21 protein-coding genes are annotated in these 22,515 nt (G+C 71.1%); 9 read left to right on the plus strand and 12 right to left on the minus strand.

The window, feature by feature from the left end; all coding sequences use genetic code 11:
- Positions 1–176 precede the first annotated feature (176 nt).
- On the minus strand, positions 177–410 hold the full coding sequence (locus tag ACIRF9_RS22960; RefSeq protein WP_403825144.1) for a hypothetical protein: 234 nt from the start codon (positions 408–410) through the stop codon (positions 177–179).
- A 196-nt stretch (positions 411–606) separates the two neighbouring features.
- Here ACIRF9_RS22960 and ACIRF9_RS22965 point away from each other — a divergent pair, with 196 nt between their 5' ends.
- Entirely contained in the window at positions 607–1,278 is a 672-nt protein-coding gene (locus tag ACIRF9_RS22965; protein WP_403825511.1) for a lysophospholipid acyltransferase family protein, read from the plus strand.
- A gap of 93 nt (positions 1,279–1,371) precedes the next feature.
- Here ACIRF9_RS22965 and ACIRF9_RS22970 read toward each other — a convergent pair whose 3' ends face one another.
- From ACIRF9_RS22970 to argH, 4 genes are all read right to left on the minus strand, one after another.
- Positions 1,372–2,883 carry an MFS transporter gene (locus ACIRF9_RS22970; RefSeq protein WP_403825146.1) on the minus strand — a complete coding sequence of 504 codons (1,512 nt, stop codon included), beginning with the start codon at positions 2,881–2,883 and terminating at the stop codon, positions 1,372–1,374.
- On the minus strand, positions 2,880–3,446 hold the full coding sequence (locus tag ACIRF9_RS22975; protein WP_403825149.1) for a TetR/AcrR family transcriptional regulator: 567 nt from the start codon (positions 3,444–3,446) through the stop codon (positions 2,880–2,882). Before ACIRF9_RS22975 ends, ACIRF9_RS22970 begins: the two co-directional genes overlap by 4 nt.
- An 82-nt stretch (positions 3,447–3,528) precedes the next feature.
- A complete protein-coding gene (locus ACIRF9_RS22980) occupies positions 3,529–4,500 on the minus strand; it encodes an aldo/keto reductase (RefSeq protein ID WP_403825151.1) in 972 nt (323 codons plus the stop codon).
- Between the two features lie 96 nt (positions 4,501–4,596).
- Positions 4,597–6,024 (minus strand): argininosuccinate lyase, encoded by a 1,428-nt coding sequence (argH, locus tag ACIRF9_RS22985; RefSeq protein WP_403825154.1) that lies wholly within the window; start codon positions 6,022–6,024, stop codon positions 4,597–4,599.
- A 190-nt stretch (positions 6,025–6,214) separates the two neighbouring features.
- Here argH and ACIRF9_RS22990 point away from each other — a divergent pair, with 190 nt between their 5' ends.
- The 3 genes from ACIRF9_RS22990 to ACIRF9_RS23000 all read left to right on the plus strand — a co-directional run bounded on the left by ACIRF9_RS22990 (position 6,215) and on the right by ACIRF9_RS23000 (position 9,683).
- On the plus strand, positions 6,215–7,123 hold the full coding sequence (locus ACIRF9_RS22990; protein ID WP_403825156.1) for a hypothetical protein: 909 nt from the start codon (positions 6,215–6,217) through the stop codon (positions 7,121–7,123).
- 128 nt (positions 7,124–7,251) lie between these two features.
- The gene (locus ACIRF9_RS22995) at positions 7,252–7,836 is read left to right on the plus strand and encodes a pyridoxamine 5'-phosphate oxidase family protein (protein ID WP_403825159.1); all 585 of its coding nucleotides are present in this window, start codon (positions 7,252–7,254) and stop codon (positions 7,834–7,836) included.
- Between the two features lie 155 nt (positions 7,837–7,991).
- Complete coding sequence (locus ACIRF9_RS23000) at positions 7,992–9,683, plus strand: heme peroxidase family protein (protein WP_403825162.1); 1,692 nt, start codon at positions 7,992–7,994, stop codon at positions 9,681–9,683.
- Positions 9,684–9,690: 7 nt separating this feature from the next.
- On the opposite strand, the gene ACIRF9_RS23005 is transcribed toward ACIRF9_RS23000, so the two are convergent.
- Both ACIRF9_RS23005 and ACIRF9_RS23010 read right to left on the minus strand, forming a co-directional pair.
- Complete coding sequence (locus ACIRF9_RS23005; protein WP_403825165.1) at positions 9,691–11,157, minus strand: sensor histidine kinase; 1,467 nt, start codon at positions 11,155–11,157, stop codon at positions 9,691–9,693.
- Positions 11,154–11,894, minus strand: coding sequence for a response regulator transcription factor (locus ACIRF9_RS23010; RefSeq protein ID WP_403825168.1), 741 nt, complete (start codon positions 11,892–11,894; stop codon positions 11,154–11,156). The genes ACIRF9_RS23005 and ACIRF9_RS23010 overlap by 4 nt, the downstream gene beginning before the upstream one ends.
- A gap of 180 nt (positions 11,895–12,074) precedes the next feature.
- Here ACIRF9_RS23010 and ACIRF9_RS23015 point away from each other — a divergent pair, with 180 nt between their 5' ends.
- From ACIRF9_RS23015 to ACIRF9_RS23035, 5 genes are all read left to right on the plus strand, one after another.
- Positions 12,075–13,427 carry a ferric reductase-like transmembrane domain-containing protein gene (locus ACIRF9_RS23015; RefSeq protein ID WP_403825171.1) on the plus strand — a complete coding sequence of 451 codons (1,353 nt, stop codon included), beginning with the start codon at positions 12,075–12,077 and terminating at the stop codon, positions 13,425–13,427.
- 10 nt (positions 13,428–13,437) lie between these two features.
- Complete coding sequence (locus tag ACIRF9_RS23020) at positions 13,438–13,884, plus strand: FMN-binding protein (protein ID WP_403825175.1); 447 nt, start codon at positions 13,438–13,440, stop codon at positions 13,882–13,884.
- A 58-nt stretch (positions 13,885–13,942) separates the two neighbouring features.
- Complete coding sequence (locus tag ACIRF9_RS23025) at positions 13,943–15,325, plus strand: ferric reductase-like transmembrane domain-containing protein (protein WP_403825177.1); 1,383 nt, start codon at positions 13,943–13,945, stop codon at positions 15,323–15,325.
- Positions 15,326–15,394: 69 nt separating this feature from the next.
- Positions 15,395–16,513: an FMN-binding protein gene (locus ACIRF9_RS23030; RefSeq protein ID WP_403825180.1), complete on the plus strand. Its 1,119-nt coding sequence runs from the start codon at positions 15,395–15,397 to the stop codon at positions 16,511–16,513.
- A 55-nt stretch (positions 16,514–16,568) separates the two neighbouring features.
- On the plus strand, positions 16,569–17,309 hold the full coding sequence (locus ACIRF9_RS23035) for an FAD:protein FMN transferase (RefSeq protein ID WP_403825514.1): 741 nt from the start codon (positions 16,569–16,571) through the stop codon (positions 17,307–17,309).
- Positions 17,310–17,530: 221 nt separating this feature from the next.
- Here the strand turns inward: ACIRF9_RS23035 and ACIRF9_RS23040 are convergent, their stop codons facing one another.
- From ACIRF9_RS23040 to argC, 5 genes are read right to left on the minus strand one after another with little or no spacing between them, the layout of a single operon-like run.
- A complete protein-coding gene (locus ACIRF9_RS23040) occupies positions 17,531–18,076 on the minus strand; it encodes an arginine repressor (protein WP_403825183.1) in 546 nt (181 codons plus the stop codon).
- 7 nt (positions 18,077–18,083) lie between these two features.
- Positions 18,084–19,289: an acetylornithine transaminase gene (locus tag ACIRF9_RS23045; RefSeq protein WP_403825186.1), complete on the minus strand. Its 1,206-nt coding sequence runs from the start codon at positions 19,287–19,289 to the stop codon at positions 18,084–18,086.
- On the minus strand, positions 19,286–20,200 hold the full coding sequence (gene argB, locus ACIRF9_RS23050; protein ID WP_403825188.1) for an acetylglutamate kinase: 915 nt from the start codon (positions 20,198–20,200) through the stop codon (positions 19,286–19,288). Before argB ends, ACIRF9_RS23045 begins: the two co-directional genes overlap by 4 nt.
- Positions 20,197–21,348 carry a bifunctional glutamate N-acetyltransferase/amino-acid acetyltransferase ArgJ gene (argJ, locus tag ACIRF9_RS23055; protein ID WP_403825191.1) on the minus strand — a complete coding sequence of 384 codons (1,152 nt, stop codon included), beginning with the start codon at positions 21,346–21,348 and terminating at the stop codon, positions 20,197–20,199. Before argJ ends, argB begins: the two co-directional genes overlap by 4 nt.
- Positions 21,345–22,373, minus strand: a complete 1,029-nt coding sequence (gene argC, locus ACIRF9_RS23060; protein WP_403825194.1) for an N-acetyl-gamma-glutamyl-phosphate reductase — start codon at positions 22,371–22,373, stop codon at positions 21,345–21,347. Before argC ends, argJ begins: the two co-directional genes overlap by 4 nt.
- Positions 22,374–22,515 lie beyond the last annotated feature (142 nt).

A 22,515-nucleotide genomic window follows, 5' to 3' on the forward strand; every position in this document is an offset into this window, starting at 1 on the left:
GCGCGCCGATCGTAGGGGCGTGGACATGACCGTCGGGAGACCTTGGTCCTAACACGCGGGTGACGGCCGATGGCGTGTGCCGTACGGGTGTCGTACAGGTGCGGTACGCGGTGATACGTCAGTCGTACGGCGATATGACGGGGTGTCGGATGGCCTTGGCGGGCGGGGGCAGGCGGTCAGTACCGGCTGTTGTCGTCGCGGTCGCGCAGGGCGCCCAGCACTCCACCGACGGCGAACCGGTCCGACAGGTGCGCCTTGCGGCGGCCCTCGCGCAGACCTCGGGTCGCGTCCGCCTCGATGCGGGCCGAGTCCGGGCCCGCGGGGAAGCGGCGGCGGTCCCGGCGGACCAGGACCGTGACGGCGGCGGCGAGCACGAGCGTCAGTACGGCGAAAGCTGCGGCGATGTCCATGGCTCCCCCGGTTTCACGGCGTCGCTTCCATCGTTCCGCGCAGATGACGGGCGGGCAACGATGCGGCCATCCAGGTAAACGTGCGTCAACAGTGCGTAAGGCCTCGGTGAACCCGATGTGCGTCACCCGGGGGGCCGCGAGTATCGTCCTCACCTGCACAGACTCATACCGTTTTCCCTTGGCATCGGAGGGCTCGTTGTCCCGCTTCGCGCTCATCAAGGCAGTGCTCGGACCGGTCATGCGCCTGATGTTCCGCCCCCGGGTCGAGGGCGCGGAGCACATCCCGGGCGACGGCCCCGTGATCCTGGCCGGCAATCACCTCACGTTCATCGACTCGATGATCCTGCCGCTCGTGTGCGACCGGCAGGTCTTCTTCATCGGCAAGGACGAGTACGTCACCGGCAAGAGCCTCAAGGGCCGGCTGATGGCCTGGTTCTTCACCGGCGTCGGCATGATCCCGGTGGACCGGGACGGCGGACGCGGGGGCGTGGCCGCGCTGATGACCGGGCGGCGGGTCCTGGAGGAGGGGAAGGTCTTCGGGATCTACCCCGAGGGGACCCGTTCCCCCGACGGCCGGCTCTACCGGGGGCGGACCGGGATCGCACGGCTGACTCTGATGACCGGGGCGCCCGTTGTCCCCTTCGCGATGATCGGCACGGACAAGTTGCAGCCGGGCGGGGCGGGGATGCCCCGGCCCGGGCGGGTCACCGTCCGGTTCGGGGAGGCGATGGAGTTCTCCCGGTACGACGGGATGGACCGGGACCGGTATGTGCTGCGGGCCGTGACGGACTCCGTGATGGCGGAGGTCATGCGGTTGTCGGGGCAGGAGTATGTGGACATGTATGCGACGAAGGCCAAGGCGGCGTAAGCCTCCGGCGGTCGGCCGTCTCTCGGGTGCGGGTATGTGGGGGCTGGTCGCGCCCACGCGGCGGAGCCGCATATCGACAGGGCCCCGCGCCCCTTAAAGGCGTTGGCCCTTCAGTAGGTACCAAGCTGCCGCAGCTGTCGTGAGCAGGACCGCCGCGCCCACCCCCGATGCCACGCTCAGGCCGTCGACGAAGGCTTCTCGCGCCGAGGTCAGCATCTGCTCGGCCTGTGCTGCCGGCAGGTGAGTCGCCGCCTCCACCGCGCCGCCCAGGGACTCGTGGGCGGTCTCCGGGGTCCCCGTCGGGGACGGGAAGTCGCGGTACACGCCCGTCACGATCGAGCCGAGCACGGCGATGCCGAGGGCCGCGCCGAGTTCGTACGCCGTCTCGGAGACCGCGGATGCCGCTCCCGCCTGTTCCCTGGGGACCGAGGAGAGGATGACGTCGGCGGTCACCGTGAAGGAGAAGCCGGCGCCCACGCCGACCGCCAGCAGGGCGGCTCCGAGGACCGGGTAGCCGGTGGTCTCGGTGAGCGCGGTCAGCGCTGCCAGGGCCAGACCGATCGCCGCCAGGCCGCCGGAGACCACGGCGCGCACCGAGTAGCGGCGGGCCGCGCGGCCCGCGACCAGGCCGGCCGCCACCGCGCCCACCGCCGCGGGCAGTTCGGCCAGGCCCGCCTCCAGCGGTCCCCTGCCCTGCACCAACTGCAGGTACTGGGAGAGGAAGAACACCAGGCCGGACATGCCGAGGACGGTCAGCAGATCGGCCAGGACGGCACCGCTGAAGCCGCGTCGGCGGAACAGCCGCATGTCCAGCAGCGGGGCCGGGAGCGTGAGCTGACGGCGTACGAAGCCGTACAGCGCGGCCGCGCCGAGCAGGCCGGCGGTGAGCGGCTCCCAGGTGAGGCCGTGGCCGGCGGTCTCCTTCACCGCGTACACGACGGCGATCATGCCGACCAGGGACAGGAGCACGCTGGGCAGGTCCCAGGGGCCGGGCTCGGGGTTCCTCGACTCCGGCAGCGTCTTCACGCCGACCAGGACGAGCACCACCATCACGGGCAGGTTGATGAGGAAGACCGAGCCCCACCAGAAGTGTTCGAGGAGGAAGCCGCCCACGACGGGGCCGACCGCGGTGCCCGCCGAGGCGGTCGCGCCCCAGATGCCCACCGCCAGGCTGCGTTCGCGCGGGTCGTGGAAGAGGTTGCGGATCAGGGCGAGGGTGGCGGGCATGAGGGTCGCGCCGGCCACGCCCAGCAGGGCACGGGCCGCGATCATCATCTCCGGTGTCGTCGCGTAGGCATTGAGCACCGATATCAGCCCGAACGCGGTGGCTCCGCCGAGCAGGATCCGCTTGCGGCCGATGCGGTCGCCGAGGCTGCCCATGGAGACCAGCAGACCGGCGATGACGAAGGAGTAGACGTCACCGATCCACAGGAGCTGGGTGCCGGAGGGCTCGAGGTCCTCGCTGATGTAGGGGGTCGCGAGACCGAGGACGGTCGCGTCGACGGCCACCAGCAGCACGGCGAGCACGAGGACGGAGAGCGCGAGCCAACGGTCCGGGCGCTTCACCGCCTCGGTCGTGGTCGCCGGCTGCAGGGTGCTGGTCATGGTTCCTCTCTCCGTGCGGTGTCTTGTCTCAGCGCGCCGCCGAGCAGCAGCTCGACGATCATGTGCGTGAAGTCGTTGCGGGCGACCCTGCCCTCCGAGACGGCCCAGGCGCCGGAGGCCAGGAGGCCGTAGAGCGCCTCGGTGAGCCAGGCGGGGGTGAGGTCGATGCGGAACTCGCCGTCGGCCTGGCCGCGGCGGAACAGGGCCGCGATGCGGTCGTCGATCCGGGTCCAGCCCTGGTTCTGCTCCTCGCCCTCGAACAGCTGGTTCTCGGTGTAGAGGAAGGCGAGGAGTCCGGCGGACGGTTCGATCACCCGCACCAGCCGGCGTACGGCGTCACTCGCGGGCCCCTCGTCCAGGCGGGCCGTGTCCAGGGCGGTCTCGCACTCCTCGATGCCGAGCGCCTCCAGGGCGCGCACGAGTGCGTCACGGCCGGCGAAGTGCCGGTGCAGGGTGGCGCGGCTGATCCCGGCGGCCTTGGCGACCTCGTCCATCGTCGCGGTGGACTTGCGGGTCAGCAGGGCGGCGGCGCTGCGGAGTACGTGGTCACGGTCGACGGCCATGAGACAAGGATAGCCCACGTGAGACATTTATGTCTCACAGCGGGCATGCGTGACTCACGGATGGGGCTCGGACGGAGCGTGATCAGTGCCAGGGCAGGGCGGCGCGGTGCTCCCAGTAGACCTGCGGGTCCTCGGCCAGTGCGGCCAGCCGGGTCAACTGCTCCTCGTCCAGGTCCACGACCGCCGCGTGCAGATTGGAGGCGAGCTGGGTGGCGGTCGCGGCGCCGGAGAGGACGACCCCGGCCCACGGTTGGCGGAGGACGAGCGCCAGGGCCACCGCGTCGCAGCCCAGGGAGACCTCGGCGGCCACGGCCTTCAGGGGCTCCGGGGCGTACGGGTCGGCGAGGCGGCCGTTGGCCATGCCCTCCTTCACGATCACCGTCAGACCGGCGTCATGGGCCTCGGCGAGGGCGGGGGCGGCCGACGTCTCCAGGGCGTTGTACGTCGACTGGACGGTACGGAAGAGGGGTTCGCCGTCGACCGTCACGGCGAGGGCGGCGCGGATGGCGTCGGCCTGGGCGGGGCCGCTGGTGGAGAAGCCGACGGTGACGCCCCGGGCCGCGGCCTCCGCGAGCTTCGCGTGGAGTTTCTTGTCGGTGAGCGCGGGGCTGTCCGGGGTCACCGAGTGGATCTGGTAGAGGTCGAGCCGGTCGCCGAGCAGCTCGGCCGTCTCGGCGCGCTGACGCTCGTACGTCTGGACGCTGTGGTCCTTGACCTCGTGTTTCTCCGCGTCGGTGGTCCAGTCGGCGGTGTAGGTGTAGCCCCATTTGCTGCCTACGACGATGTCGTCGACGTCGGGCCTCGCCTTCAGCCAGTCGGCGAGGAACTCCTCGCTGCGGCCGTAGGAGCGGGCCGCGTCGAAGTAGCGGACGCCTTGGGCGTAGGCGGCGTCGAGGAGTTCGTGGGTGCGGGTGCGGAGGGCTTCTACGGTGCGGTTCTCTCCGAGGTCTTCGTCCCGGCCGAGGTTGATGTAGCCGGGGCGGCCGACCGCGGCGAGGCCCAGTCCGATGTGGCAGGTGGGGGTTGTCGCTGTGGCCAGTCGGGCGAAGGGCATCGCGGGCTCCGTTCGGTCGGGTCCGGTACGGCTTCCGACCAACGTATCCCGTGATGACCTTCGCCCGAGAGCTCGGCTCGTGGCGCCGCTTGGATGTCAGCGCTTGGCGGTGGCCCAGTCGTGCTGTGCCTTCACGTTCGCCTTCACCTCTGTCAGCTGGATCGCCACCGCGCTCGGGGCCGTGCCGCCGCGGCCGTTGCGGGAGGCCAGGGCGCCCGGCACGTTCAGGACCGTCCGCACCTCGGGCGTCAGGTGGGCCGAGATCTTGGCGAACTGTTCGTCCGTCAGCTCGTCCAGCTCCTTGTTCTCGGCCTCGGCGGCCTTCACGCACTCGCCGGCGACCTCGTGCGCCACCCGGAAGGGCACGCCCTGCTTGACCAGCCACTCGGCGATGTCGGTGGCGAGGGAGAAGCCGGCCGGGGCCAGTTCCTCCATGCGCTCGCGGTGCACGGTGAGCGTCGCCATCATGCCGGTGAAGGCCGGGAGCAGGACCTCCAGCTGGTCGATGGAGTCGAAGACCGGCTCCTTGTCCTCCTGGAGGTCGCGGTTGTACGCGAGCGGCAGGGCCTTGAGGGTGGCCATCAGGCCGGTGAGGTTGCCGATGAGACGGCCGCTCTTGCCGCGCGCCAGTTCCGCGATGTCCGGGTTCTTCTTCTGCGGCATGATCGACGAGCCCGTGGAGAACGCGTCGTGCAGGGTCACGAAGGAGAACTCCTTCGTGTTCCAGATGATGATCTCCTCCGCGATACGGGAGAGGTTCACGCCGATCATCGCCGTGATGAAGGCGAACTCCGCCACGAAGTCGCGGGAGGCCGTGCCGTCGATGGAGTTGCCGACGCTGCCGTGCTCGAAGCCGAGGTCCGCGGCGACCGCCTCGGGGTCCAGGCCTAGGGAGGAGCCGGCGAGGGCGCCGGAGCCGTACGGCGAGACGGCGGTGCGCTCGTCCCACTGGCGCAGCCGCTCGGCGTCCCGGGAGAGGGACTGCACATGCGCGAGGACGTGGTGGGCGAAGAGGACGGGCTGGGCGTGCTGGAGGTGGGTGCGGCCGGGCATCGCCACGTCCGGGTGGGCCTCGGCCAGGCCGATCAGGGCGTCCTGGAGCTCGGCGATCAGACCGCCGACGATCCGGGCGTGGTCGCGCAGGTACATCCGGAAGAGGGTGGCGACCTGGTCGTTGCGGGAGCGGCCCGCGCGCAGCTTGCCGCCGAGGTCGGGGCCGAGGCGCTCCAGGAGGCCGCGCTCCAGGGCGGTGTGGACGTCCTCGTCGGCGATGGTGCCCACGAAGGAGCCGTCGGCGACGTCCGCCTCGAGCCGGTCGAGTCCGGCGATCATCCGGGTCAGCTCGTCCTCGGTGAGCAGGCCCGCCTTGTGCAGCACACGCGCGTGGGCGCGCGAACCGGCGATGTCGTAGGGCGCGAGCCGCCAGTCGAAGTGGACGGACGCGGACAGCTTGGCCAGGGCCTCGGCGGGACCGTCGGCGAACCGGCCGCCCCAGAGCCGGACGTCACCGCTGTTGCTGCTCACTTGCGTTGCTCCTCACGCTGCGCTCAAGGTCATGCATGAGTATGCATCCCTCTGCATGATTCGTCAATTTAAGGGAGATCCAAAAGGAATTTGAAGTCACCTTGAACAACGGCAACCGCTTACCCGTACTCACGGCTGAACGCTGGCGCCGCGTTTGTAAACCCACTCCTGACCCAAGTGAGGCATCCGCATGTCCAGGGCTCTTCCGAAGTACAACAAGCGTCGCGTGGTGATCGTCGGCGGCGCCGCCGCTCTGGCCCTGACCGGTGCGGTGGTCGTGAACTCCGCCCTCGCCGGGGAGTCCAAGAACAGCACCACCAACGCCAACACGCTCGCCGCCTCCGGCCCCGGCACCATCACGTGCCCGGACGTCGCCTCGCAGCTCCCCGACATCCCCGCCTCCGCGCAGGCCGAGGTCGACCGCAACCTGACCCTCCTCCAGACCCAGATCGACGAGGCCAACCAGCGGCTGATCGACACCGTGGGCCAGGGCGGGCCGAACTTCGTGCAGAACGCGATCCTCGGCCCCCTGGAGGACAAGCGGATCGCCACCGTCAACCGTATCGCCACCGCCATCGGCCGGACCGCGGAGAAGCCGCAGGGCCTCGAGGCGCTCGCACCGTGCACCCTCAACGCGGACGGCGCGGCGGCCGGTGACGACGCCGCCGCCGGAGACGACGCGGCCGGCGCGGGCGACGAGGCCGAGGCCACGCCCAGCGCGACCGAGACCGCCGCCGAGGGCGCCGGAGGTGCCGCGGAGGACACCGGTGACGCCGCCGAGGACAACGGCGCCGACGCGAGCGGTGTCGGCACCATCACCTGCCCGGACGTCGCCTCGCAGCTCCCGGAGATCCCCGCCCGCGCCCAGGCCGAGGTCGACCGCAACCTGGCCCTGCTCCAGACGCAGATCGACGAGGCCAACACCCGTCTGCAGAACACGGTCGGCCAGGGTGGGCCCAACTTCGTGAACAACGCGATTCTCGGCCCGCTGAAGGACAAGCGCGTCTCCACGATCGACCGCATCGCCATCTCCATCGGCCGGGCCGGCACCAAGCCGCAGGGCCTGGAGGCCCTGGCCGCCTGCACGTTGAACCAGTGACGTGACAGGCGTGGTGGCCGCCCCGAGGAAGCGCCGGCCGGGGCGGCCGCTGCGGTATACGTGCACCCACCAAGGAAATTCCGTATTCCCTTAGACGCGCGAAACACTTTCCCGAATAATCGTCAGCCATGGGAAAGACCTATGAGCGCATCGACGGCAGGCTCCGTACGTTCATCGAGGAGCAGCCCCTCTTCTTCACCGCGACCGCGCCACTGTCCGGCGACGGCACGGTCAACCTCTCCCCCAAGGGCCTCAAGGGCTCGTTCGCGGTCCTCGACGAACTCACCGTGGCCTACCTCGACTTCGCCGGCTCCAACGCGGAGACCGTCGCGCATCTGCGGGAGAACGGCCGGATCACCCTGATGTGGTGCGCGTTCCAGGGGCCGCCGAACATCGTGCGGGTGCACGGGCGGGGCGAGCCGGTCTTCCGGGACGACCCCCGCTTCAAGGAACTCCTGCGCCACTTCCCCGGGATCGACCCGACCCCGCACGGGCTGCGCGCGATCATCGTCGTCCACGCCGAACTCGTCCGGGACACCTGCGGGTACGCGGTGCCCTTCATGTCGTACGACGTGGACCGGGATCTGCACGGGAAGCGGTTCGCGCGGGAGGACGACGCGTCGCTGGACGCGTACTTCGGGAAGAAGGAGCACATCGCCACGAGCATCGACGGGCTTCCGGGGCTGCCGCTGCCCCTGCCGCCGACCCCCTGAGACCTGCGCACCCTCTGTCCGGTTTACGGGCTTTGACTGATTGTACAGAAATAATCAATCATCAGAGCATTTGACGGAATTCCCCCTTCCGGCCCCTTCGTCGCCTAGCGTGGCCCCCATCAACACGCGCGACCTCGGGAACACATGGGGGAATCATGTTCCGACCCGCACGCGAACCACAGAGCAAACGCCACGTCAGGTCCTCGTACTACGTCGTCGGTGAGGGCGTCCTCGCCGACTCCCGGGACGAGGACCCCGCGGAGCCGCTGGCCGCCTCGACCGTCGAGGCCCTGCGCAAGTTCCAGTTCTCCCGCCTGGGTCCCCAGGCCAAGCCGGAGCGGCAGCTGGACCGGCCCGCCCGCACGGAGCTCGCGCAGGCCATGACCGACGCCACCCGGACCCAGCCCGACTCCGGCAACCCGAAGGTGCCGGCCGGCTTCACCTACCTGGGCCAGTTCGTGGACCACGACCTGACCCTGGACGCCACGGCGGCGCAGCTGGAGGACGACATCACCGTCCGTCAGCTGCTCCAGGGGCGCTCGCCCGCCCTCGACCTCGACTCCCTCTACGGCCTCGGCCCGGACCACCGCTTCGACCAGCGCTTCTACGAGCCCGACGGGATCCACCTCAGGACCGGCACCACCCAGGGCATCCCGAACGCCACGGACATCACCGCGCAGCCGCTCGTCGGCTTCGACCTGCCCCGGGTGGGCGTCGGTTCGCTGAAGTCCGAGCGGCGGCGGCCGCTGATCCCCGACCCGCGCAACGACGAGAACCTCGCCGTCGCCCAGATCCACTGCGCCTTCATCCGGTTCCACAACCGGCTGGCCAGCGACCTCGCCGAGAAGGGCGTCTCCAGCGCGGTGCTCTTCGAGTCGGCGCGCGAGGCGGTCGTCAAGCACTACCAGTGGATGCTGCGCACCGACTTCCTGCCCCGGATCGTCGACGAGACGATCGTCAAGGAGGTCTTCACCAAGGGCCGCAAGGTCGTCGACCCCTCGCCGGGCGAGCACGACTTCCCGACGATGCCCATCGAGTTCTCGGTGGCCGCCTACCGGCTCGGACACAGCATGGTGCGCGGTGCCTACAACTGGAACCGGATCTTCGACAACGGCGCCGGCACGCTGCGGCTGCTGTTCCAGTTCACCGGGACCAGCGGCATCCTCTCCCCGCCGCCGGACAGCCCGGACAACCCCGAGGCCGGCTCCTTCGAGCACCTGCCGACCAACTGGATCGCCGACTTCCGTCGGCTGTTCGACTTCCGGGAGGCCGGACGCGACGACCTCGGCGTGACGGACGCGCAGTTCAACATCGCCAAGCGCATCGACACCCTGCTGGTCAACCCGCTCGCCACCCTGCCGCTGGGGTCCTTCGGCGCACGCGGCACCACGCCCGACCCCGTCGAGCGCAACCTGGCCTTCCGCAACCTCACCCGGGGCAACATGCTCCGGCTCGCCTCCGGGCAGCAGATGGCCAAGCACCTGATGAACCGGGACGTCGGCGTGAAGCCGCTGAACGCGTCCGACTTCGACAACCGGGACGGGGCGCAGCTGAGCGAGGCGCTGCGCAAGCGGCTGGCCGCCGACTGTCCGCTGTGGTTCTACATCCTGCGCGAGGCCGAGGTGAACGGCGGGGGTCGGCTGACCGGGGTCGGTGGGCGGATCGTGGCCGAGACGTTCCATCGGGCGATGGAGGGGAGTCGGTACTCGATCGTGCGGGATCCGTTCTGGCGGCCGTTCCTGTCTCCGGTGGACTCGCGGCGGGACCAGGGCGTGTTCCAGATGACCGACCTGTTGCTGTACGCGTTCGAAGGGAAGGCGGATCTGCTCAATCCGTTGGGGGTCTGACACGGACCTAGGCCGGCACCCCTGCCGTGAGTTCAACCGTGAACGTCGTTGAGCCCGGGCGGCTGTCCAGGGTCACCGTTCCTCCATGTGCCTCCACCACCGCCGCCACGATCGAGAGGCCCAGGCCCGCTCCAGTGCCGTCGGTCTCCGTCGTGCGGCGGCGGTCGGCTCTGGTGAAGCGGTCGAAGACGGCCGGCTGGATGTCTGCGGGGATCCCCGGGCCGTCGTCGTGGACCTGGAGGCGGGCCGTCCCGGCGTCCGTCTCCAGGGTCACCGTCACCTTCGTGGCCAGGGGGGTGTGCACCCGGGCGTTGGCCAACAGGTTGGACAGGACCTGGTGGAGGCGGTGCGCGTCGCCGGTGACGGTGACCGGTTCCTCCGGCAGGTCGAGGGTCCAGCGGTGGCCGGGGCCCGCCGCCCTCGCGTCCGTCACCGCGTCCAGGACCAGGTGGGTGAGGTCCACGGAGACGCTCTCCAGGGGGCGGCCGGCGTCCAGGCGGGCCAGCAGGAGCAGGTCGTCGACCATTTCCCCCATCCGGGAGGACTCGGCCGCGATGCGTTCCAGAGCGCGGGTCACCTCCGGGGGGACCGGGCCCGGGTGGAGCAGGGCCAGTTCGGCGTGGCCGCGGACCGAGGCGACGGGAGTGCGCAGCTCGTGGCTGGCGTCGGCGGCGAAGCTGCGCAGGCGCTCCTCGCTGGCGTGCCGTTTGGTGAGGGCGTCCTCGACATGGCCCAGCATGCGGTTGAAGGCCGTGGCCACTTGGCCCACCTCGCTGCGGGGATCCGCGGCGGGGGCCCGCGGGGGCAGCGCCACCTCCCCGCTCGCCAGCGGGAGTTCACTCACCCGCGTCGCCGTCGCCGCGACCCGGCTCAGCGGGCGCAGCGACCAGCGCACCCAGAAGGCACCCGCCACGCCGGTGAGTGCCAGCGCCACGCCGAAGACGATCCCGGCGACGAGTTCGAGGCGGTGGACGGTCGCCTCCACGGGTTCCAGCGGGAGGCCGACGATCAGTACGTCACCGTCCAGGCCCTCGGTCGCCCGTACCCGGTACTCGTCGAGGGTGGAGAGATGGAGGGTGCGGGCCCGGCCGTCGACCGGGACCGCGGCGAGGGTGTGCCGGTCGCCGGAGGTCAGGTCGACCGTCAGGTCGGTCGTGTCGGCGCCCGAGGCGGGGACCACGGCCGCGTTGGTCACGGTCCCCTTCAGCAGGCGCGCGCCGAAGGTGCCCGCCGCCTGCCGCCTGGTGTCGCCGTGCTCGTCGCCGTCGTGGTCGTCGGGCAGCCGGCCGCCGTGTTCCAGGCTGGCCGGGAAGCGGACGCCGACCTCGCTCAGCTGCTCGTCCAGGCGGCTGGTCAGGAACCCGTTCAGCTCCACCACGGCGGCCACGCCGACGGCCGCGCAGCTCACCGCCAGCAGCACCACCAGCCCCGCGATCAGACGTGCCCGCAGTGTGCGGGGCGGCAGGCGCCTCACGGCAGCACCGGCTTCAGCACGTACCCCGCCCCGCGCACGGTGTGGATCATCGGTTCCCGGCCCGCGTCCACCTTCTTGCGCAGGTAGGAGATGTACAGCTCGACGACATGGGCGCGGCCGCCGAAGTCGTAGGACCACACCCGGTCGAGGATCTGCGTCTTGCTCAGCACCCGCCGTGGGTTGCGCATGAGGAAGCGAAGGAGTTCGAACTCGGTCGGGGAGAGTTCGATCAGCCGCCCCGCGCGGGTCACCTCGCGGGCCTCCTCGTCCATCACCAGATCGCCGACTATCAGTCGCGGGCCCTCCTCCTGCTGGCGGGCCATGCCCGCGCGGCGCAGCAGTCCGCGCAGCCGGGCGACGACCTCCTCCAGGCTGAACGGCTTGGTGACGTAGTCGTCGCCGCCCGCCGTGATGCCCGCGATCCGGTCCTCCACCGCGTCCCGCGCGGTGAGGAAGAGGACACAGACGTCCGGCTTCACCGTGTGCAGGGCGCGCAGGACGGCGAAGCCGTCGGTGTCGGGGAGCATCACGTCCAGCACGACCGCGTCCGGCAGCAGCTCCCGGGCCGCCGTGAGCGCCGAGGCGCCGTCGCCGGCCGTGCGGATCTGCCAGCCCTCGTAGCGCAGGGCGCCGGAGAGCACCTCGGCGAGGTCGGGGTCGTCGTCGACGACGAGGACGCGCAGCGGGGTGCCGTCGGGCCGGGTGAGGGCGGGACGGCCGGAGCGGGTGGTGTTCATGGCTGCTTCCAGCATCGCCCCTGGCAGACCCCACGGGCGTCTGTGGACGCTCTGAGTTTCCTCTGAGTCCGCCCTGCGGGGCGGCCGCTCAGAGCGGTCTCAGAAGTTCGCCGCGCACAGTGGCGTCGTCGGCGGCACCGCTTCGGGTCGTCCCGGCACCGCTGCGGAAGGACGCGTGACATGACCACCCTGTACGAGCAACGGACCGCACCCGCCCTGGTGCCGGCTCCCCGGCGCTCCCCGGCGGGCCCGGTGCTCGCGCTGCTGTGGGCGGGGGCCGCGGCCGTGCTCGTGCTGTGGTGGTCCGGTACGGGGTCGGTGGTCGGGGCGGCGGGCTGGCTGACCGGGGCCGGGCGGATCGCCGGGCTGCTGTGCGGGTACGCGTGCGCGGTGCTCGTCGGTCTGATGGCGCGGGTGCCGGTCCTGGAGCGGCGGATCGGCTCCGACCGGGTCGCCCGCTGGCACGCGATGGCCGGCCGCTACACGATCTTTCTGCTGCTCGCGCACCTCGTGCTGATCCTCGCCGGGTACGCCGCCCAGGACCGCCGGTCGCTCGTCGACGAGACCCTGAGCGTGATCCTGGACTATCCCGAGATGCTGAAGGCGACGGCCGGCACGGTGATCCTCCTCGCGGTCGGCGTCACGTCCGTACGGGCCGTGCGGCGGCGCACGAGTTACGAGTTCTGGTACTACGTCCACCTCCTCACCTACGCCGCCGTGTTCCTCGCCTTCGGCCACCAGCTCGCCCTCGGCAACGACCTGAACGGCAGGCCGGTGGCCACGGCAGCCTGGTACGCCCTGTACCTCGGGGTCGCGGGGCTGGTGCTGTGGTTCCGGGTCCTGGTCCCCGTACGGCTGAACCTGCGGCACCGGCTGCGGGTGGAGTCCGTGCAGCGCGAGGCGCCGGGGGTGTACTCCGTCGTCGTACGGGGGCGGCGGCTGGACGAGCTGGGGGCGCGGGCCGGGCAGTTCTTCCGCTGGCGGTTCCTCGGCGGTGGGCTGGGGTGGACCTCGACGCCGTACTCGCTGTCGGCGCCGGCCCGGCCGGAGCTGATGCGGATCACCGTCAAGGCGCTCGGCGCGCACAGTGCGCGCGTCGCGCTGCTGCGGCCGGGCACACGCGTGTGGGCGGAGGGGCCGTACGGCGCGATGACCGCGGACCGGCGGACCTCGCCGAAGTCGCTGCTGATCGGCGCGGGTGTGGGCATCACCCCGCTGCGGGCGCTGTTCGAGACGCTGCCCGGCGAGGTGACCCTGCTGTACCGCGCGCGGGCGGCCGAGGACCTCGCGCTGGGCGCGGAACTGGAGGCGGTCGCCCGCTGGCGGGGGGCGAGGGTGCTGTACGTGCTCAACGGGCCGCAGGGGCAGCGCCCGGGCCTCGACGCTCAGGCCCTGCGCCGGGCGGTGCCGGACCTGGCCGGCCATGACGTGTACGTCTGCGGTCCGCACGGCTTCGCCCGGGACGTGTACGAGGCGCTGCGCACGGCGGGGGTTCCCGACCGGCGCATCCACCACGAGTCGTTCGAGCTGTGAGGTCGTAGCAGTGCATCCACTGAGGAAGAACCGTCCGTTGCGCCGCATCGTGCTGGCCGGGGCCGCCACCGTCTCCACCGTCGTGATGCTGCTGGCGCTGAAGCCGCACACGGCACCCGAGGCGGTGTCGGCCACGGCGCCGGCGCCGTCCGCGTCGAGCAGCCAGGGTGCGACCGAGGGCGGCACGACCGTCACCGGGGAGTCCGTGCAGACCCGCTGGGGCCCGGTCCAGGTGCGGATCACCGTCGTCGACGGCAAAATCACGGACGTCACCGCGGTGACCTACCCCCAGGACAATCCGCGCGACCAGGAGATCAACGCGTACGCCGTCCCGCAGCTGCGGAGCGAGGCGCTGGCGGCGCAGAGCGCGGACATCGACACGGTGTCGGGAGCGACGTACACGAGCGAGGGTTACCGGCAGTCACTCCAGTCGGCGCTGGACTCCGCGGGACTCTGAACACTCTGCGGTCGTCGCGCGTATCTGTGGGTCAAGGGCCAAGTCCCACGGAGGAACCGTGACCACCACGATCGCAGGCGGACGTGCCGCCCGCCGCCAGACGATGCGCCGCATCCGCCCGCGCCGGTCCCCGGCCGTCCCGTTGCTGCTCGCCGTATGGGCGGGCGCGGCGGGCGTGCTGTGGCTGTGGTGGGCCAACACGCCGAACATCGCGGACAACAACAGCAAGATCCTCAACGCGGGACGGATCACCGGTCTGCTCGCCGGCTACATGATGGCGCTCGTCGTGCTGCAGATGGCGCGGGTGCCTGCCCTGGAGCGCCGGGTGGGCTCGGACCGGGTGGCGCGCTGGCACGCGATGAGCGGCCGGTACACGCTCTGTCTGACCTTCGCGCACGTGTTCCTCATCATGTGGGGGTACGCGCTGCAGGCGGGCAAGTCGCTGGGCGACATCGTCCAGCAGACGATCGACTCGATCAACCAGCTGCCGGACATGGGCAAGGCGGCGATCGGCACCGGGCTGCTGGTGGTCATCGGCCTGTCGTCGATCGGCCCGGTGCGCAGGAAGATGCCGTACGACACCTGGTACCACATCCACCTGATGACGTACGCGGCGGTCTTCCTGACGTTCTGGCACCAGCTCACCACCGGCAACGAGTTCGCCGTCGAGCCCGCCGCCAAGACCGTCTGGTACGGCCTCTACGGCTCGGTCACCGCGCTGGTGATCTGGTACCGCATCCTCACCCCGATCCGGCTGAACCTCCGCCACCGCATGTACGTGGAGGCGGTCATCGAGGAGACGCCCGGCATCGTGTCGGTCCTGATCGGCGGGCGCAAGCTGCACCGGATCGGCGCGGAGGCCGGGCAGTTCTTCCGCTGGCGGTTCCTGGCCCCGGGGATGCGGTTCAGCTCCCACCCGTACTCGCTGTCGGCGAACCCCCGCCCCGAGCTGCTGCGCATCACGGTCAAGGCGATCGGCGACCACACCGCGGCACTGCGCGAGCTGCGGCCCGGCACCAAGGTGTGGGCCGAGGGCCCGTACGGCGCGATGACGGCCTCCCGGCGCAGCCGCGGCAAGGTGCTGCTGGTGGCCGGCGGTGTGGGCATCACCCCGATGCGGACGCTGTTCGAGACGCTGCCGGGCGCGCCCGGTGACATCACCCTCCTCTACCGGGCCAACAGCACCCAGGACCTGGCCCTCTGGGACGAGCTGGCGAAGATCGCCGACGAGCGCGGGGCGCGACTGATGTACGCGGTCAACAGCCCCGACGGGGAGCGCCCCGACATCTCGGCGGAGTCCCTCCAGCGCAAGATCCCCGACATCGACGACCACGACGTGTTCATGTGCGGGCCGAACGGCTTCGCCCAGGGCGTGTACGAGGCACTGCGCGGCGCCGGGGTCCCGGCCCGCCGTATCCATCACGAGTCGTTCGAGATGTGAGCGACGGACAACCGCAGGACTTCCGGCCCGCACTGTGGCCATCGACGTGAATCAGGAGCTCAGGAACAGATGAGGAAGAGCCACCCTCTTCGGCGGGTCGTGCTGGCCAGTGCCGCCACCGTGTCCGGGATCGTGCTGCTGCTGTCGCTGAAGCCGTCGACGGACCCGACCCCGTCCGCGCAGGCGGCGGGCACGGGCGCGGCGGCGCAGGAAGCGGCCCAGGGCGGATCCGGGGCAGTCGTCTCGGGGACGATGACCGGCGACGCCGTCAAGACGCAGTACGGCAACGTCCAGGTCCGCATCACCGTCGTCAACAACAAGATCACCAAGGCGGAGGCCGTCCAGGCACCCGAGGGCGGGACCAGCTCCCAGAAGACCGAGCTGGCGATCCCCAAGCTGAACGCCGACGTCCTCGCCAAGCAGACCTCGGAGATCGACACCGTCTCCGGGGCCACCTACACCAGCGAGGGCTACAAGAAGTCCCTCCAGTCGGCGATCGACAAGGCGAACGCGAGCGCGGCCTCCCAGGGGTCCGGATCCGGGTCCGGGTCGGGCACCGCGCAGGCGTCCGGCACCTTCACCGGTGACGTGACGCAGACGCAGTACGGCAACGTCCAGGTCCGGATCACCGTCGCGGGCGGCAAGATCACCAAGGCGGAGGCCGTCCAGGCACCCGAGGGCGGGACCAGCTCCCAGAAGACGGAACTCTCCGTCCCCAAGCTCAACCAGGCGGCCGTGGCGGCCGGCAGCGCGGACATCGACACCGTCTCCGGCGCCACCTACACCAGCGAGGGCTACAAGAAGTCCCTGCAGTCGGCGCTGGACAAGGCGAAGGCGAGCGCGGGTTCGTCGTCCGACGCGGGCTCCGGCTCCGGCTCGGGGGCGGGGTCGTCCGACTCGGGCGCGGCCCAGGCTTCCGGGACCTTCACCGGCACGGTGGCGCAGACGCAGTACGGTCCGGTGCAGGTCCGGATCACCGTCGCGGGCGGCAAGATCACCAAGGCGGAGGCCGTCCAGGCGCCCGAGGGCGGGACCAGCTCCCAGAAGACGGAACTCTCCGTCCCCAAGCTCAACCAGGCGGCCGTGGCGGCCGGCAGCGCGGACATCGACACCGTCTCCGGCGCCACCTACACCAGCGAGGGCTACAAGAAGTCCCTGCAGTCGGCGCTGGACCAGGCCGGTGACTGACACCGTGGCCGAGTCGGCAGCAGCTCCCGCCGCGATACGTCTGGCGGAGGAGGTCATGGGGACCGTCTTCTCCTTCGACGTCCGCGGCGGGGATCCCGGGGCGGTGCGCGCGGCGCTCGACGCGGCGGTGGCCTCCCTGCACCGGGTGAACGAGGTGTTCAGCACGTACCGCGAGGACAGCCAGGTCTCCCGGCTGGCGCGGGGCGAGCTGACCGTCGCGGACTGCGACCCCGAGGTGGCCGAGGTGCTGGAGCTGGGCGCCGAGGCGGAGCGGGCCAGCGACGGCTGGTTCAGCATGCGCTACGAGGGCCGGCTCGACCCGACCGGGATCGTCAAGGGCTGGGCCGCCGAGCGGGCGGCGCGGCTGGTCGCCGGGGTGGCCGGGGTGAGCGGCGTCAGCGTCAACGGCGGCGGGGACGTGCAGCTGCTGGGCGTGCCCGGGCCGGAACGGCCCTGGCGGGTGGGTGTGTCCGATCCGCTGCGGCCCGGTGGGCTCGCGGCGGTGGTGTCGGCGGCGGGGGCGGACGAGCTGGCGGTGGCGACGTCCGGTACGGCGGAGCGGGGCGCCCATATCGTCGACCCGCGCACGGGTCGGTCCGCGGTGACGGACCTCGTCGCCGTGACGGTCGTGGCGCCTAAGCTGACCTGGGCGGACTGCTGGGCCACGGCCGCCTTCGCGATGGGCTCACGAGAGGCGTTGGCGTGGCTGGAGTCCCTCCCGGACGTGGAGGCCCTCCTGATCACCGCGGGCGACGAGGTGCGCTGCACGGGCGGACTGGCCAGAAGGCTGGGCTGAGCCGAGGCTGAGCGGGGGTGGGTCACGCAGCCAGGCGCCACCGGGGCGCCGCCGCGCCCACCCGTGCCGCCCTGGGGGTACCTCCCAGGCCCTTAAGGCACTGGGGGAGGCACGATTGCCCGCGGTTACGACAGCGTGACTGTGCCTACCCAAGGGGCGCGGGGAACTGCGCGATCAGCCCCCGCGCGCCCGCAGTCGGCGTATGGCGGCCACCCGCCCCCTCAGTGGCCGTTCTGAGCCAGCCGCAGCAAGTGGTCGGCCAAGGCCTGGCCCCCCGTCGGCTCCCGGCTGATCAGCAGCAGTGTGTCGTCGCCGGCGATCGTCCCGAGGATGTCGTGCAGCTCCGCCTGGTCGATCGCCGAGGCGAGGAACTGGGCCGCGCCCGGCGGAGTGCGAAGGACCACGAGGTTGGCCGAGGCCTCGGCGGAGATCAGCAGCTCCTGGGAGAGGCGCCGCATCCGCTCCTCCTTCGCCGACTCCCCCAGCGGCGCGCGCGGGGTACGGAAACCCCCCTCGCTCGGCACCGCGTAGATCAGGTCGCCGTCGGTGTTGCGGATCTTCACCGCGTTCAGCTCGTCCAGGTCCCGCGACAGCGTCGCCTGCGTCACGCTCAGCCCGTCGTCGGCGAGCAGCTTCGCCAACTGGCTCTGCGAACGCACGGGTTGCCGGTTGAGGATGTCCACGATCCGGCGGTGGCGGGCGGTGCGGGTCTGCGGCACGGCGGGCCCGTTGCCCCCCAACTGCTCATGGTCCTGCGCGTGGCTCATCGTCGTCTCATTCTCCGGATCCGTCCCCGCTGGCTGTGTCGAGGATGCCGGGCAGCGCCACGAGGAACGCCTCCACCGCGTCGTCGCCGAGATTCAGCGGCGGCATCAGCCGGACGACGTCGGGGGCGGGCGCGTTCACGAGGAATCCGGCCTCCTGAGCCGCCTGCTGCACCTGGGGCGCGAGCGGCTCGGAGAGCACGATACCCAGGAGCAGCCCGGCGCCCCGGACATAATCGATCAACGGGTGGCCCAGACCCTCGATTCCGCCTCGCAACTTCTCGCTCTGCCGCTTGACGTTCTCCAGCAACCCCTCGTTCTCGATGGTGTCGAGGACGGCGAGGCCGGCCGCGCAGGCGACGGGGTTGCCGCCGAAAGTCGTCCCGTGGTGCCCGGGCTGGAGCAGTTCGGCCGCTCGCCCGAAGGCGACGGTCGCCCCGAGCGGGAGCCCGCCGCCGAGGCCCTTGGCCAGCGTGACGACGTCGGGCAGGACGCCCTCGTGGGCCTGGTACTCGAACCACTGCCCGGTCCGCCCGATGCCGGTCTGCACCTCGTCCAGGACCAGCAACGACCCCGTGGCGGCCGTGATGGCCCGGGCCGCCTTCAGATAGCCGGCCGGGGGCACGACCACGCCGTTCTCGCCCTGGACCGGCTCGATGATCACCAGGGCCGTGTCCTCGGTCACCGCGGCGGCCAGCGCCTGCGCGTCGCCGTACGGGACGTGGGTGACGTCTCCGGGCAGCGGCAGGAAGGGCTCCTGCTTGCCGGGCTGGCCGGTGAGCGCGAGGGCGCCCATGGTGCGGCCGTGGAAGCCGCCGTGGGTGGCGACCATGTGGGGCCGCCCGGTGAGCCGGCCGATCTTGAAGGCGCCCTCGTTGGCCTCGGCGCCGGAGTTGCAGAAGAAGACCTTGCCGTCCCGGCCGAAGTGGCGCAGCAGCCGTTCGGCGAGGGCGACGGGCGGTTCGGCGATGAACAGGTTCGACACATGGCCCAGCGAGGCGATCTGCTTGCTGACCGCCTCGACGACCGCCGGGTGGGCGTGGCCGAGGGCGTTGACCGCGATGCCGCCGACGAAGTCCAGGTACTCCTTGCCGTCGGCGTCCCAGAGTCGGGCGCCCTCGCCGCGGACGAGCGGGAGCCTCGGGGTGCCGTAGTTGTTCATCAGCGCGCCCTGCCACCGCGTGGTCAGCTCCGCGTTGGTCGAGGTCCCGGTCATTCGGCAGCCCCCTGTTGCTCGTCGGGCACGACCATCGTGCCGATGCCCTCGTCGGTGAAGATCTCCAGCAGGATCGAGTGCTGGACCCGCCCGTCGATGACCCGGGCCGTGGTGACGCCGTTGCGTACGGCGTGCAGACAGCCCTCCATCTTCGGGACCATGCCGGAGCTGAGGTCCGGCAGCAGCTTCTCCAGCTGGGAAGCGGTGAGGCGGCTGATCACCTCGTCGCTGTGGGGCCAGTCCTCGTAGAGGCCCTCGACGTCGGTGAGGACCATGAGGGTCTCGGCGCCCAGCGCAGCAGCGAGTGCCGCAGCCGCCGTATCAGCATTGACGTTGTAGACATGTCCGTCGTCCTGGGAGCGGGCGATGGAGGAGACGACCGGGATACGGCCGTCGGCGAGCAGTGCCTCGATCGCGCCCGTGTCGATCGCGGTGATCTCGCCCACCCGCCCGATGTCGACCAACTCCCCGTCGATCTCGGGCTGGTGCTTGGTGGCGGTGATGGTGTGCGCGTCCTCGCCGGTGAGGCCGACGGCGAGCGGTCCGTGCTGGTTGAGCAGTCCGACCAGCTCGCGCTGGACCTGCCCGGCGAGCACCATCCGTACGACGTCCATGGCGTCCTCGGTGGTGACGCGCAGGCCCGCCTTGAACTCGCTGACGATGCCGTGCTTGTCGAGGGCGGCGCTGATCTGCGGGCCGCCGCCGTGCACGACGACGACATTGAGGCCGGCGTGGCGGAGGAAGACGACGTCCTGGGCGAAGGCGGCCTTCAGCTCCTCGTTCACCATGGCGTTGCCGCCGAACTTGATGACGACGGTCTTGCCGTTGTGCCGGGTCAGCCAGGGCAGGGCCTCGATGAGGATCTGGGCCTTGGGGAGCGCGGTGTGCTTCCGCGTGGGTGCGTTGCTCATGAGGAGTAGGCGCTGTTCTCGTGGACGTAGTCCGCGGTCAGGTCGTTGGTCCAGATGGTGGCGGTCTCGGAGCCGGCTGCCAGGTCGGCGACGATGTGCACCTCGCGGTAGCGCATGTCGACCTTGTCGCGGTCCTCGCCGACGCCGCCGTTCTTGCAGACCCAGACGCCGTTGATGGCGACGTTGAGCCGGTCCGGCTCGAAGGCGGCCTTCGTGGTGCCGATCGCGGAGAGGACGCGGCCCCAGTTGGGGTCCTCGCCGTGGATGGCGCACTTGAGGAGGTTGTTGCGGGCGATGGAGCGGCCCACCTCGACGGCGTCGTCCTCGCTCGCGGCGTTCACGACCTCGACCTTGATGTCCTTGCTGGCGCCCTCGGCGTCCCGGATGAGCTGCTGGCCGAGGTCGTCGCAGACCTGCCGTACGGCGGCGGCGAACTCCTCGTACTCCGGGGTGACCCCGGAGGCGCCGGAGGCGAGCAGCAGCACGGTGTCGTTGGTGGACATGCAGCCGTCGGAGTCGACCCGGTCGAAGGTGACCTTGGTGGCGGCGCGCAGCGCCTTGTCCAGGGTCTCGCTGTCGACGTCGGCGTCGGTGGTGAGGACGACCAGCATGGTGGCGAGGCCGGGGGCGAGCATGCCCGCGCCCTTGGCCATGCCGCCGACGGTCCAGCCGTCGCCCTGGGCCACGGAGGTCTTGTGGACGGTGTCGGTGGTCTTGATGGCGATGGCGGCCTTCTCGCCGCCGTGCTCGGACAGCTGGGCGGCGGCCGTGTCGACGCCCGGGAGCAGCTTGTCCATGGGGAGCAGGACGCCGATGAGACCGGTCGAGCAGACGGCGACCTCCCCCGCGCCCAGGCCCAGCACGTCCGCGACCTTCTCGGCGGTGGCGTGCGTGTCCTGGAAGCCCTTCGGCCCCGTGCAGGCGTTGGCGCCGCCGGAGTTGAGGACGACGGCGGACAGCTGACCGCTCTTGACCACCTGCTCGGACCACAGGACCGGCGCGGCCTTCACACGGTTGGAGGTGAAGACGCCCGCGGCGGCGCGGCGCGGCCCGGTGTTGACCACGAGGGCCAGGTCCGGGTTGCCGTTCTGCTTGATCCCGGCGGCGATGCCCGCCGCCGTGAATCCCTTGGCTGCCGTGACGCTCACGGTGCGACTCCGATCGTGGAAAGCCCCGTGGACTCGTCGAGTCCGAGGGCGATGTTCATGCTCTGGACGGCACCACCGGCCGTGCCCTTGGTCAGGTTGTCGATGGCGCTGATCGCGATGATGCGTCCGGCGGCCTCGTCGTACGCGACCTGGATCTGAACGGCGTTGGAACCGTAGACGGACGCCGTGGCGGGCCACTGTCCCTCGGGCAGGAGGTGCACGAAGGGTTCGTCGGCGAGGGCCTTCTCGTAGGCGGCGCGGACGGACTCGGCACTGACGCCGGGCTTCGCCTTCGCGCTGCACGTGGCGAGGATGCCGCGGGGCATCGGCGCGAGGGTGGGCGTGAAGGAGACGGAGACCGGCTCCCCGGCCGCCGCGCTGAGGTTCTGGATCATCTCGGGCGTGTGCCGGTGGCCACCGCCCACGCCGTACGGCGACATGGAGCCCATGACCTCGGAGCCCAGCAGATGCGCCTTGGGCGCCTTGCCCGCGCCGGAGGTGCCGGAGGCGGCGACGATCACGGCCTCGGCCTCGGCGAGTCCCGCCGCGTACGCCGGGAAGAGCGCGAGCGAGACGGCGGTGGGGTAGCAACCGGGGACCGCGATGCGCTTGGACCCCTCCAGCGCGGCGCGGCCGCCCGGCAGTTCGGGGAGGCCGTAGGGCCAGGTCCCGGCGTGCGCGGAGCCGTAGAACTTCTCCCAGTCGGCCGCGTCCTTCAGCCGGAAGTCGGCGCCCATGTCGACGACGAGGACGTCCGGGCCGAGCTGCTCGGCGACGGCGGCGGACTGCCCGTGCGGAAGGGCGAGGAACACGACATCATGTCCGGCGAGCACCTCGGGGGTGGTCTCCTCGAGGACCCGGTCCGCCAGCGGCAGCAGATGCGGCTGGAGCGCGCCCAGCTTCTGGCCCGCGTTGGAATTGCCGGTCAGGGCGCCGATCTCGACCTCGGGGTGCGCGAGAAGCAGGCGCAGCACTTCGCCGCCCGCATACCCGCTCGCTCCGGCCACTGCCGCACGTACCGCCATCGATATCCTCCTCCTGGATGGCATGACTATACGTATCGCTGCACTTTTATGCAATCCATCCACGATCCCCGTGGGGCTCGTCCCGTGGATGACACAATCGGTGACTCCGTGATCATGCCCGGATGCGACCAGGGGGAAATCC

The organism is Streptomyces sp. NPDC096132 (assembly GCF_044763345.1).
In the GTDB taxonomy this organism is placed as follows: Bacteria; Actinomycetota; Actinomycetes; order Streptomycetales; family Streptomycetaceae; genus Streptomyces.